This is a genomic window from Enterococcus raffinosus (genome assembly GCF_019175485.1).
In the GTDB taxonomy this organism is placed as follows: Bacteria; Bacillota; Bacilli; order Lactobacillales; family Enterococcaceae; genus Enterococcus_A; species Enterococcus_A raffinosus.
In genome coordinates this window covers 651222-664072 of sequence record NZ_CP072888.1, presented here as the reverse complement: position 1 = coordinate 664072, position 12851 = coordinate 651222, and the positions used below count along the sequence as shown (strand labels likewise).

Annotated in this window: 14 protein-coding genes and 2 tRNA genes; 5 read left to right on the top strand and 11 right to left on the bottom strand. The window is 37.1% G+C overall.

The genetic code is table 11. The features are described from left to right. Nucleotides 1-39: 39 nt before the first annotated feature. Both J9537_RS03250 and J9537_RS03245 read right to left on the bottom strand, forming a co-directional pair. Nucleotides 40-876 (bottom strand): Cof-type HAD-IIB family hydrolase, encoded by an 837-nt coding sequence (locus tag J9537_RS03250; RefSeq protein ID WP_218256733.1) that lies wholly within the window; start codon nt 874-876, stop codon nt 40-42. A gap of 13 nt (nt 877-889) precedes the next feature. Then, entirely contained in the window at nt 890-1720 is an 831-nt protein-coding gene (locus J9537_RS03245) for a DUF72 domain-containing protein (protein ID WP_218256732.1), read from the bottom strand. Between the two features lie 89 nt (nt 1721-1809). Between J9537_RS03245 and J9537_RS03240 the strand changes: the two genes are divergently transcribed. Continuing rightward, entirely contained in the window at nt 1810-2784 is a 975-nt protein-coding gene (locus tag J9537_RS03240; RefSeq protein WP_218256731.1) for an asparaginase, read from the top strand. A 192-nt stretch (nt 2785-2976) separates the two neighbouring features. Further along, nucleotides 2977-4308, top strand: a complete 1332-nt coding sequence (locus J9537_RS03235) for an ISL3 family transposase (RefSeq protein WP_016250130.1) — start codon at nt 2977-2979, stop codon at nt 4306-4308. 45 nt (nt 4309-4353) lie between these two features. Here the strand turns inward: J9537_RS03235 and J9537_RS03230 are convergent, their stop codons facing one another. The 6 genes from J9537_RS03230 to J9537_RS03205 all read right to left on the bottom strand — a co-directional run bounded on the left by J9537_RS03230 (nt 4354) and on the right by J9537_RS03205 (nt 9477). Further along, the gene (locus J9537_RS03230; protein WP_218256730.1) at nt 4354-5100 is read right to left on the bottom strand and encodes an acyl-[acyl-carrier-protein] thioesterase; all 747 of its coding nucleotides are present in this window, start codon (nt 5098-5100) and stop codon (nt 4354-4356) included. Then, nucleotides 5101-5934, bottom strand: a complete 834-nt coding sequence (locus tag J9537_RS03225) for a fructosamine kinase family protein (RefSeq protein ID WP_218256729.1) — start codon at nt 5932-5934, stop codon at nt 5101-5103. A 13-nt stretch (nt 5935-5947) separates the two neighbouring features. After that, the gene (locus J9537_RS03220) at nt 5948-6733 is read right to left on the bottom strand and encodes a tyrosine-protein phosphatase (protein ID WP_218256728.1); all 786 of its coding nucleotides are present in this window, start codon (nt 6731-6733) and stop codon (nt 5948-5950) included. A gap of 132 nt (nt 6734-6865) precedes the next feature. Next, complete coding sequence (locus tag J9537_RS03215; protein ID WP_218256727.1) at nt 6866-8194, bottom strand: C1 family peptidase; 1329 nt, start codon at nt 8192-8194, stop codon at nt 6866-6868. Between the two features lie 57 nt (nt 8195-8251). After that, nucleotides 8252-9226, bottom strand: a complete 975-nt coding sequence (locus tag J9537_RS03210) for an acyltransferase family protein (RefSeq protein ID WP_245001284.1) — start codon at nt 9224-9226, stop codon at nt 8252-8254. A 177-nt stretch (nt 9227-9403) separates the two neighbouring features. Beyond that, nucleotides 9404-9477, bottom strand: a tRNA-Asn gene (locus J9537_RS03205). A 133-nt stretch (nt 9478-9610) separates the two neighbouring features. Here J9537_RS03205 and J9537_RS20770 point away from each other — a divergent pair. The 3 genes from J9537_RS20770 (at nt 9611) to J9537_RS03195 (ending at nt 10961) form a co-directional block, all read left to right on the top strand. Then, nucleotides 9611-10165 carry a serine hydrolase domain-containing protein gene (locus tag J9537_RS20770; RefSeq protein ID WP_280640433.1) on the top strand — a complete coding sequence of 185 codons (555 nt, stop codon included), beginning with the start codon at nt 9611-9613 and terminating at the stop codon, nt 10163-10165. Nucleotides 10166-10188: 23 nt separating this feature from the next. Next, the gene (locus J9537_RS20765) at nt 10189-10773 is read left to right on the top strand and encodes a serine hydrolase (RefSeq protein ID WP_280640432.1); all 585 of its coding nucleotides are present in this window, start codon (nt 10189-10191) and stop codon (nt 10771-10773) included. Between the two features lie 115 nt (nt 10774-10888). Then, nucleotides 10889-10961: transfer RNA gene (locus J9537_RS03195), tRNA-Thr, on the top strand. 41 nt (nt 10962-11002) lie between these two features. On the opposite strand, the gene J9537_RS03190 is transcribed toward J9537_RS03195, so the two are convergent. The 3 genes from J9537_RS03190 to J9537_RS03180 all read right to left on the bottom strand — a co-directional run bounded on the left by J9537_RS03190 (nt 11003) and on the right by J9537_RS03180 (nt 12849). Continuing rightward, entirely contained in the window at nt 11003-11629 is a 627-nt protein-coding gene (locus J9537_RS03190; RefSeq protein ID WP_245001283.1) for a phosphatase PAP2 family protein, read from the bottom strand. Nucleotides 11630-11737: 108 nt separating this feature from the next. Further along, on the bottom strand, nt 11738-12328 hold the full coding sequence (locus J9537_RS03185; protein WP_218256726.1) for a helix-turn-helix domain-containing protein: 591 nt from the start codon (nt 12326-12328) through the stop codon (nt 11738-11740). 119 nt (nt 12329-12447) lie between these two features. Then, the gene (locus J9537_RS03180) at nt 12448-12849 is read right to left on the bottom strand and encodes a PTS sugar transporter subunit IIA (protein ID WP_218256725.1); all 402 of its coding nucleotides are present in this window, start codon (nt 12847-12849) and stop codon (nt 12448-12450) included. Between the last annotated feature and the right edge of the window lie 2 nt (nt 12850-12851).

Below are 12851 nucleotides of genomic sequence, written 5' to 3'. Positions count from 1 at the left end.
CTATACTATTATCTAATAAAGTCGCTAATTTCTCTTCAGTCAAATAATCTCAAAATGTTTTAATGCTTGATAAATTCCATCCTGCTCATTTGTCGCAGTAACATAATCCGCTTGCGCTTTAACCTCTGATAGACCATTACCCATAGCGACGCCAATCCCTACTTTTTGAATCATCTCAATATCGTTATAGTGATCCCCAAAGGCCATCACTTCTTCTGGTTTAATTCCTACTGCTTTTATAAATTCCAAAATTCCATGATACTTCGACCCATTTTTAGGTACGATATCTACGGAATATGGATTGGAACGTTGAAAAGAACAATTCGGTAATCGTTCTTCCAGACGCTGTGCTTCAGTTTCTGCACTAAAAAGAACACATTGATAAATCGGTTCTTGCAAAATGGATAACTTTTTATACCTGCCTTTTTCTCGATTTGGACTGAACGATTGCAATAATCTTCGAGTTGACCTTACAGGAAACCATTTAGGCATCCAACCAGCAATTTTTTTTAGCAATGATTTTTGTGACCATTTCATCAAATGGCTGCCATCTACCCGGTAGCGTCCCCCAAAAATAATTTGACGATGCTCATCATCAGCAAAGTCTACGATCTGTTGCAATACCTCATTAGAAAACGGGCGAAGGTAGATATCCTTTTCATTCGTGTATACTAACTGTCCATTGTACATCACATACACATCTAAAGGCAGGCACTCAATTCGTTCTTCAATTTTTACTGGTCCACGTCCAGTAGCAATTCCACAAAGAATCCCTTGATTTTGAGCTAAGCGAATCGCTTCACGGGTGCTCTCAAGCACTTTTGAATCACTCGTAATAAGAGTTCCGTCTATATCAAAAAAAATTGCTTTTATCATGGCTCTCCCTCATTCAAAATAAGTCAATTTGACTTGGATTCAATCCTTCATAATTCAATTGAAGAATTTTTTTTAGCTGCAGAGCATTGTCCGCAGCATCCCCGCCAGAATTATTGTTAAAAATAACTCCCACGTCGGCTGAATGCTTCGCAGCTTGCTTAATTTCTTCCCCTAAAAGCGTTAGTTCAGCTTCATTGTACCGATACAGTGTGCGTTTTTTACGCCAATCACCGGTACGGTCATTCCAGTAGGCTTGATTCCTTCCATGGAAACGAAACAAACTGAAATTCTTATTCGTTACTGTAGCATCTAATGGTACAGTATCTGGTAATTGCGGTTCATCAACTATTACCAGACTAAAATTTAAAGTTTTCATCAACTGCTTTGTTTTCGCTGCAAATTCTTTCCCATACCAGCTGTAATCTCTTAACTCCACTGCAACAGGCAACTTGGGAAATAAATCTCGTAACACCTCTAAATAAGCGACATTTTCTTTTGTACACTTAAATTGTGCCGGAAATTGAGCTAAAAAGCAAAATAACTTTCCACTTTCGATCATCGGCTCCATAGTTTCTAGAAAATGCTGCTGCATCGCTGACATAGAAGGGTAGCTGTCCTGCCATTTAGCCTGACCTGTAAACCCTGCATACATCTTGATCACAAAACGAAAATCTGACGGAACTTGGGTCAACCAATTCTCGACAGAACTTTTCTTCGTGATCCCATAATAATTTGTATCCAACTCCACTAACGGAAGATATCCAGCGTATTCATACAAAGATGAGGTTTTTTTCCCAGTTAAGCTACTGTGTTCATTAAAAGAAGTTAATCCAATTCGAATCATAGTATCCTAGCCTCCCTTTGTTTCATAGTATACAATAAGCATAGCAAAAAATTAGCAACAATGCGCTAATAACGAATGGAGTAATGAAAATGAAACGGATTTTAATTTTACATACTGGCGGAACGATCTCAATGAGTCAAGATGATGATGGCGCAGTGCGGCCAGATAAAAAAAATCCATTATTAGCCGCTGGACAAGAACTACGTCTACCAGCTGGGATCGAACTAATCGTGGAAGATTTCTCAAATCTTCCTTCTCCCCACATTACCGTTGAAACAATGTTTGAGCTAAAAGAGAGGATCAAGGAAGCAAAACAAGAAGGTCTGGACAGTGTCGTCATCACTCATGGAACAGATACACTAGAAGAAACTGCTTATTTTCTCGAAATGACGATTGGTGATTTGATGCCAATCATTTTAACCGGAGCAATGCGCTCTATCAATGAACTGGGCAGCGATGGTCTTTACAATTTTGAGTGTGCACTCCGTGTAGCAGCTTCAGAAAATGCGATTGGTAAAGGCGTTCTTGTTGTAATGAACGATGAGGTCCATAGTGCTCGTTATGTAACGAAAACCCATACGACCAACGTAGCAACTTTCCGAACACCGACCTTGGGACCTATCGGTTTAGTCACAAAATCAAAAATTCTTTTCAAACAAGAATTACCTGAGACGACTCGTTATGATATTGATAGTTTCGATGCCATGATCCCTATCATTAAAGTTTTTGCTGGAATGCAGGGGGATTTCTTCAAAATCTTAGATCATGCGATTACAGTCGATGGTCTCGTAGTTGAAGCGTTAGGGGCAGGTAACTTGCCACCGCAAACTTTACCACCCTTCTATCATTTGCTGGAAAAAGGATTGCCTATTGTTTTAGTTTCTCGATGTTTTAACGGAATTGCAGAACCCGTTTATGACTATCACGGTGGTGGTGTAGAATTAGCACAGCATGGTGTCATTTTCTGTAACGGAATCAATAGTCAGAAAGCTCGTTTGAAATTGTTAATTGCCTTAAACGCTCACTTATCTAAAGAAGAGTTAAAACAATTTATGGAAGAATAAACTCCCTAATTGCATAAAGAAAGAAGTTAAATCGATGATTCGATTTAACTTCTTTTTTTGGCTCTATAATATCTAGTGTTGGTGACACCTTCTGTTGCCAACACTTTTTCTTTTTTTCTAATAAACGCAAACAGACACCTTGAAATCCTTTAGAATAAAGTCGACGAAAACCATTCAAAGGAGTGTTTCAAGATGTCCTATTCAGAGTTTACCAAAGAGTTACTAGATATTCTAGACCTAAATCTTACCTTTCATGAGAATGCCTTTCGCAAAGAGCGAATCAATGACGAGACCTGTTTTGTTTTTGATGGCACATTAACCTATCGACCAGAGGAATGCTTTCATTGCCGCTATGAAAATGATCAAACGATCATTAAATGGGGCTGGAAGAAAGTCTCTATCCTATTAAATGACGTCAGTAACTACAAGACGATTCTGCGGATAAACAAGCAACGCTTTAAGTGTAAACACTGTGGAAAAACTTTTTTAGCCGAAGATTCGATTAGTGATCGTCACTGCTCCATTGCCCGCAGAGTCAAACAAGCCGTTCTCGAACTATTAAGTGAGCCTCTTTCTATGTCCTTGATTGCACGCATGAAACACGTTTCTCCAACAACGGTTATTCGGATCCTTCGCAGCCTTCGGCCTAAAACCATTTCTTTGAACCAGCCACTGCCAGAAGTGTTGTGTTTTGATGAATTCAAATCAGTGAAAAATGTCTCGGGTGCTATGAGCTTTGTCATGATGGATGGCAAAACCCATCAACTGATCGACATTGTGGAAAATCGTCAACTTGATCCTTTACGCGACTATTTCTTGCGTTATCCCAGAAAGGTACGGGAACAAGTACGTCTAGTGGTTTCAGATTTCTATACACCTTATCGTACATTGGTGAAAGATTGTTTTCCGAATGCCCGAATCGTCGCCGATCGCTTTCATATCAGCCAACACATTGGTCGAGCCTTTACCAACCACCGAATTCAAGTAATGAAATCCTTTAAAAAAGGCGATACTCGTTCAAAACACTTAAAGAAATACTGGAAACTGCTTCAAAAGAATGCGTGGGAATTGAAGGGGAGACACCGCTACTGGCGACCTTCTTTTCGGGCACATCTAACGGAAGCAGAAATCGTCGATCGCCTGTTGTCTTACGATGACTCCTTAAAGCAAGGCTACGAAGTCTATCAGCACTTTCTGTCCGCTATCAGAAGACGAGATGTTCCTGATTTCACGAAGCTTTTAAAGGAAAATTACAAAGAGTTACCAGAACACTACCAACCAGTGATTACGACCTTCAAAAAGTACCAAACAGAAATCAAACGCGCGTTGCGGGTTCCCTATTCCAACGGGCCACTGGAATGTTTGAACAACCATATCAAAGTACTAAAACGAATGGCCTATGGCTTTAGAAACTTCCAAAACTACCGAGAACGAATCTTTTTGTATCGCGGAAAGTATTTCAAGAAAACCACCCAAATGAACAAGACCAGAACGACAACACGGCTAGACAGAAGAGCTGCCTAGCCGTGTGAATGACTTGATTATTCTATTGAATTTCTTCACCAACACTCATTGACGAAGAGCCCTTTTTTTCCATAAAATATTCGCTTCGCAGGCAAGCTGGTCACCTAATCGAATTTCATGTCGTGTTTTAGTTTCTTCAGCTTCAATGACTTCATAAAAACTTTCGATATCATTGCCATATAATACCTCTTTATCAAACTTCACATTTACATAAGTTGGTTCATGGGCTGTCATAAAATCATAGCCCAACACGTCAATCAGCCAATTGAAATACATCGCATTGTTCACATGATGATTACTGTCAAGATCGTAATAGCGAACATGGTACAATTGTTTTTGATTACCTTCAACTTTCTCGATCTTAGGCCAACGACGGATTTTTTTAACTTGAGGTGATTCATAAGGCGCCATTAATTCTGCATCTACACTACTCATTTTTCGATTTTCAATGTCCATTAGAACAAATGACATATCAATCCGCAACAATTCTGTATCTTCTGAATCATACACCCAGTAGCTTCGATAGCAGAAATAACGATTGAACTCTGTAGGTTCAGTCACAATTCTAATCTGTTCACCAACCTGCGGCAAGCGATTAATTGTTACCTCAGTTTGTGTAATAACCCAAGTAATACCTAAAGTATTTATATAATCTGTTCCTCTTTCCAACTCATCGCTTTGGTCTGAGGAAGCTTTAATAGCCACACTCAACAAAGCAGGAAATGTCATATTTTGATTAATATCGCATTCATAATAAGCGACCTCGTGATTAATAGTGTATCTTTTTCCCAATTACTTTCCTCCTAAAGCTAAGACACGATCTACCGCATCCCCATAGCTTTCACCAAAAATATTCAGATGAACAAGCAAATAATAGAATTGATAGACGGTCAAACGATCTTCCCAACCTTCACGCATTGGTGAAATTTCTTGATAACAATCGATAAACTCGTGACGAAAGCCACCAAATAGCTGTGACATTGCAAGATCCATTTCTCGATGACCATATGAAACTGCAGGATCTACAAACACAGGCTGTCCTTTCGTATCGAAAAAAGTATTGCCACTCCAAAAATCGCCATGTAGTAAAGTTGGTTCAAAAGACATTGTACCCCATTTTTGATAAACCCACTCTTTAAATAACTGATAATTTTTTTCTCGCTTTACTGTCCAATGGTTTCTTCCGTTAGCAATTTTGATTTGTACTTCTAACCGATTAGTGAAATAGAAATCCCACCAGTCATCTGAACGCGTGTTAATTTGGGGCAGCAAACCCATAAAATTATTTCTTTTATAACCAAATTTGGTTGCTTTAATTTCATGGAGTTTGCTAAGTTCCCGTGCTAAATCCTTTTGATCGCCTTCTCCCGGTTCAATCCAATCCATCAAAAGATAGGCGGCTTCCGCAAAGCTACCATGTTGATATACTTTAGGCACACGTACTACATTTCCCAACTCAGCTAATCCATCAACTTCAGCTTGAAAAAAGTCAGCTGACATTTTAGGATGATATTTTAAAAAATAATTTTGAGCTCCATCAGTTACTCGATAAGCCTGGTTAATATCTCCTCCACCAATAGGTATGGCTTTTAACTGCAGTTTAAGATACTTCAGCAATTCATCCATTATTACCAGCTCCTTACACCAAATAGATTTTTTGCAGATCATAGATTTCGTGTGTTGATAGACCGATTCCTTCGTGAATAAATTGTTCCACAGTTCCATAATTTTCTTTGATTTGCTCAAAACTAGTTTGTAAGTATACTTCTTTTGCCGACATCATATCTTCAATCCCGTGTAAAGCTTCCGTATGTACACCTGCGAGCTCTGCTTTTTTATACATCTCTTTTATCACTTTTTTTAAATAACGATTTGTGGCCATATAATCTTCTACAATCGTCTCACTATTCACACCCAGGCAATCTAATAAAAGTATTGCCGCAAATCCTGTACGATCTTTTCCAGCCGTACAATGAAATAGCAAACTTTCATTTTCTTTGTCATTCGTTAATACTAAATCGAAAAATTTACGGTATTGTCCGCGAATATGTTTATCAATTACAAAGTGCTTGTATACTTCAATCATCTGTTGAAGCGCATTTTCTCCTTCTTGCATTCTCTGCATCATTTTTTTCGGAGAAGCTGATGCCGTCTCTGTTTCTTTAAGCGGAAAAATTGGTAAGAAAATATTCGTTGCTTCTGGTATCTCTTGATCAGGTTGGGCGGTGCGTTCTTCAAGTGAACGAAAATCGACAACTTTTTTGATTCCGTATTCATTTAAATAATTTTTATCCTGTGTATCCAAGTGATTGATACTCGCAGAACGAATCAACTTGTGCGAGGCAACTTTTCGCCCATCCTTTGTTTCATAACCTCCTAATTCTCGCATGTTCTCAGCATGTCGAACAGCTAAATGTTTAGACATCCAACCAACCTCCTTTTTGCTAAAAGTATAGCACAACAAAATAGAAAACGCTTTTCCAAGTAGAAATATCCAATTATCAAGAACCAAAAAAAGACTTGAAACAAACGCTAAAATGCTTCAAGTCTTTTTATATTAAGCTAATGCTCCCATTGGATCCCAAGGTGCTAGAACTATTGGTTCTGCTTCAAAAGCAGCTAATTGTTCTTGCGTCAAAAATTCTTTTCGAACAACGATTTGATACGTAAATTCATCCATCCATTCGTCGCTCATTACAAAGAAACCTTTTTCGCCGACTTTCTCGCCCCAACTGTTTTCCACTTTCCATTTTTTCGCTTGATCATTGTTGATATCAACGCCTGTTAAAACCATTGCGTGCGTCATCATGCTCTCACCGTAATCCAAACGTTCTGCTTTCGTCATTGTTAAATCCACATCAAACAAATCGTCTACGTCATAGGCATCCAAAGCCATAATGCCGCTATCACGTGTAGAAGACTGTCCCACATCGCAGCCAAACCACACAGACTCTCCTTGTTCTAACTGATGAATTGCCAAATCCTTAAATTCTTCCATTTCAAGATTTAGATATTTCACCTGTTTTCCACCAACAACGTTTCCTAGCATATCAACAGTGTAGGATTTCATAAACGGCTTATCTTCAGTAGGTGCATTAATAATGCTGACGTAATTGTCTAAATCAACACCAATATAGTCATCATAAAACTGTTGAGGAGTTAATCCTTGTTTTAAATGATAATTCTTTTCTTCATCGCGGTACTCAAAATCAAACGTTTCTGGCGGTGTACCTAATGATATTGCTAAAAGATTATAAACCTCTTGCAACATTGCCTCACGATTCGCTTGGATTTCTTCTTCAGTTGCATCCTCTGCCACCATTTGACGCAACAAGACTGCGTGTTTGCGTAATAACTTATTTAAATAATTATTTAAATCACGCGAATTTGAGCTATTGCTGCTTTCTGGCATAACACTTTTAGGTACGACACCATATTTTTTAAAAAGTGAAACAACCATATCCCACTGTCCACCATCTTGTTGTGGTGTTTGTAATAAAAAGGCAACCTCACGACTTGTTACTGCTTGTTCTGCTGTATTTAAAATATTTTCATAAAAATAATTTGCTTTTTCATATTTATCCCAAAAGAAGGTATAGTTTTGGGAAAGCTCGAAATCCTTAAGCTGAAATGTAGTCAATAATTTATGACGAAACGTATTTAAAGCTGCAAACATCCAGCAACGCCCTGATTGCTTTTGATTCGCTACTTTTCCAGTTGCAAGATCAATCGAAAAAACAGGTGTATTTTCAACATGTGTCTGTATGTTTTCTGCCGAAGCACGAATCCCATTTTTTACTACGCTTCGCTGTAGAGCAGTTTGTTTAGAGTTTTCTTCAAAAGCTTTGCGAAAAGCTTGAGTTCGTTCATTCGTAATTTTTGACATAAAAAAAACGCCTCCTTGCCCTTATTTTACGCTTAATAAGGCAAAGAGACAATTAGTTTACAAACTCGGTTGCAAAACTTGCTTTCCTTTTTCAATCCATTGCCCCACTCGCTTGCTTGATAACAATACCGTTAACAACATGCTACCAATAAATAAAAGAAGTAGCTCTAGCGAACTGATTTCAAAATCAACATCTAATGCACGTAATCCTTTGACTAAAAAACCATGGAGCAGATAAACAGTTAATGTATTTTTCCCCCAGTTAGAGAAAAAACGACGTTCTTTCGGGACTAACATTAAAAAGGCAATGATTCCAATCAACCCTGCTACAAAAAACATCAAGCGTTGAGGACCACCTAATAACGGATTACTCAAATAATCTTCATAGGGTTTGGAACCAAATACCCAATATTTATTAATCAAATCGTTTCCTTGGATAAATAGAAACAAGCTTACGAATAGAACAAGAGCTACCCATTTTTGAGGAAAATTTTTCAGCTTTTCTATCCAACTTTTTGGGATCACGTATCCCACCATAAAATACGGGAAAAAAGTTAATGTTCGTTGTATAGCCAAATATCGATCAAAAATTGGAAAATACCCAACTAATACTGCAATAATGATACTGCCTATTAACACCTGTTTAACCGAAAAACGTTTCGTTAAATGTAATAAAAGATTCCAACAGAATAAACTCAATAAAAACCAAAGGGACCATTGAGGAATACCTAAGTCTAAACTGAATGAATCTTGTAACCCTATCATTGTGTAATAGCCAGAATATAAGAGTTGAAAAAAAATGTAAGGAAGCAGTAATTTTTTTACCAAACTCACTATCGGTTTGGGACCGCTTTTAGCAAAATAACCTGAAATCAATATGAAAGCCGGCATATGAAAGGTGAAAATAAAATAATACAAATCATCATATAGAGGATGATCATTCACAAACGGCTGTAGAAAATGGCCGAATACAACTAAGATCATTAAAAATAATTTTGCGTTGTCAAAATAGGCATCGCGTTTTTCCATCATACCCCTCCTCATTCTTAGTATAACGAGGATTTTTCCACGCATCAAAGGTATTGCAACAGTTTTAAAAAAAGGTCATTCTTTCCTCAAAAACTCCCTCACATCTAACGAATTTTTTCATAAAAAATTCAATTTTTAGGTGTAAAAAAATAGAGACAATCATTAGATTGTCTCTAGCGACTCCGGCAGTAGGACTCGAACCTACGACATCATGATTAACAGTCATGCGCTACTACCAACTGAGCTATGCCGGAAGAATACTTTACTATAATATCAATTTTTTTTTCATCATGCAATCATAAATTTTCAACAATTGCCTTTGATTAAATGAAACTTAAGAGACTGATATTATTCGAACTATTATTAAAAAGAATTAGGAGATATATTATGCCAAGACGAACTCATAGAAAAAAGAAAAATTATAAATTGAAAGTCGGGCTCTGTGTCCTCCTAGTACTACTTTTAGTATCGAGCGGCATCTACATTGAGCATATACATGGTGAATACACTACTGTAGGAAAGGAGAGAAAGACGGTAAGTACCAAATTACCACAAACAGAGACTGTTTTGAAAACGAATCAAACTATAGAACCTAAAAATGCTCTATCTGCCGGGATTGAACAGACTTTAGTCGAAAAGAAATTCAGCGGGACTGTTTTGGTCTTTCATCATGGTCAAATAATTTTGAACAAAGCTTATGGCTGGAAGGATCAATCAAAAAGAATTCAAAATACCGTTCATACACAATATTGTATTGGCTCGGTTCAAAAAGGACAAACAGCTTATTTAATTATGCGGGCAATTAAATCTGGCAAACTATTTTTAGATGAAAAACTTAGTGATTTTTTTCCACAAATTCCAAATAGTAAGAATATTTCCATCAAAGATATGTTGAATATGAGCTCTGGTTTACGAATCGACGAAAAAAAATTAGTTCTCTAAATACTACGGATGAGAAAGAAATATTGGCACAAACGATTCGTCAAACCACAGTGGCTCCAAGTGCTAGCTATTCTTACCAACCAGTCAACTATGTTCTACTAGCTGGCATCTTAGAAAAAATTTATCCCACAGATTATAATTCTTTATTTGATAAGGAAATTAAAGATGCAATGAAATTAAAAGAAACCAGTTTTTATTCTGAGACAAACATGGATCAGGCACTTTCCTACTCACAAAGCACCGCCGGCCCTGTTTATGCACCGACAACTGCTTCTTCTTATGCAGATGAATTAGGAACAGGAAATGTTTTTATGTCTGCAAAGGATTTATACAGTTACCTCCAAGCACTCTTCAATGAACAGTTTCTGACTTCTCAAGATCGAAATGAATTGTGGCACACTTACCCAGGTGAAAAATATGCTAGTGGGCTCTATACTATGACAAATAGTTATCACACTCGTGGTGTTAAAGCTCGTTTTGAAGCTGTTGCTGATTTTTCAAAAGACGGGCAGAATGGAATTATCTTACTTTCGAATGTCTGGAATCAACCGAAGGGGTATAATAATTTCGCTGCTCAATTATATAAAAAAATCGTCGCTGTCTCTTAGCGACGACCCTTTTATAAATAATTATCTCGGGGTTCTTTTGAATAGAGTTTTTTTACTCTAGCAGTTGACAAATAACCTTTACTTCGCTATTCTATATCTTGTGTTAAATAACTATGCCGCCTTAGCTCAGCTGGTAGAGCACCACCATGGTAAGGTGGGGGTCGCCGGTTCAAGCCCGGCAGGTGGCTTCCTAAGAACGTTGAAATATCAACGTTCTTTTTTGTTGTCTTCATTCCCTTTCAATGCTGCCACGTAAAATGAAACAAATGAAAGACCTAACAATATTCCTCCAAGGATATCTGATATCCAATGAACCCCTTCTCCCTACAACCATTACAAACATTCCAAGGATACATAGATAAGAAAGAACTCGTTTAAGTTTCGAACCTTCGTTCCAGATGTAGAAGGTTGAAAGTAATACTACGATTGTAAGAAAAGTATGACTTGAGGGATAAGAGGCTTCTAATTGCTGATCGACTAAAATAGGACGCGAATTGATAATTACTTTTTCAAAAAAGAGATACGCAACTGCGGAAACAACATAAAGGAAACCCAAATATACAATTTTCTTATCAACTAGTGATATTTTTTTACGCTTATACCATTGTTGAAGACCACACAATAGAAAATATCCGATGATCGCTAATAGTGACATTCCTCCTATTTCCGTTACTTGATACCAAAATGAGTTCGCTCCGATCATATTTTGAAAATATTGATTCATTGTAGCAAACCCCACCTCGGAATGCTGAGGACCTATCTTTTGTACGTCAACTACTGTTAAACTAAACGTATATAAAACAAAAAGTAAAAATAGAAATAGTGGAACGCTTAGTTTATTCTTTCTTGTTTTCATAGATTTTCTCCTAACCATTTTATTTGGACTACATCCAAACAAAAAGTATCAAAATTATCTATGTGCAAAAAGAATCGCATCGTCACTCGCCTGTGACGATGCGTATCATTATTTATTTAATAGGGTTACTCCCTTAATAGCAAGGATCATTAATAAGTAAATGGAGGGATAAGGATGTCTTGTCAAAATAAAAAATGAGGTGCAAATTACCGTCAAAATCAAAGAAATCTTTACCAAAAATGACTGTTCTCTATTTGCGTAAAGTATCTCGAAAATCCCTAACAGCACTGTTAAAATAACGACTATCGATAGAATTAGCTTTAACCATATCGTTTCGGGATTTAGCTGCCATAGGGAAACAAACACAATATGTTTTTCTTGGGCTTGTCCGAAAATAGGTAAGAAAATCAATAAACCCACTAGACAATCTAGGCTCCCCAGTAACAAATGGTGAAATTTTTGTGTCTGCTTTTTCTTGTCATTTTCCGCAATCGAAATTAACTCACTATTAGAAAGCAGTTCATCAATAGATACATCAAAAACCTTAGAAAGCGCCTTTAGTGACTCTATACTAGGAAACCCTCTTCCCGATTCCCATTTAGAAATCGCAGTTCTCGAAATAAAAAGTTTTTCAGCTAATTCATCTTGTGTCCACTTTTTGTTTTGACGTAATTGTTTTAACTTCTCGCTAAAGTCCACTTTTACTCTCCTATCCTAATTAACATTCTTGTACAAATATTACCATAGTAGAGAATTCGATTTAAAGCCAAAAAAGGACCAGAAGATTTCTGGTCCAATCTGAATGATTAAGTTTTAGATTATTCATCTTCCTCATCGTCATTACTAATTCGTTCATTGACATGACAGATATTATTCACAGCTGAATCAACTAAGGCCATCTCTGTACCGATTAATTCACTATTGATGAAATCAATCACCATTGGCATATTCATCCCTGCATACAGTTCAATTGACTGCCCTTCTAAAATCATGCGGGAAACTACATTACAAGGTGTCCCGCCCATTAAATCTGCCAATACGACAAATTCATCCAAACCAGCTACTTTTTTTTCAAATTTTTCACGAAAATCCTCAGCCGATTCTGAAGCGAGCAATCCTACAGTATGAATATTTTCCTGAGGTCCCATAATCATTTCTGTACTCTTTTTTAATTCTTCACAAAATAGCCCATGACTAATTAAAACTAACTGTTTACCCATTG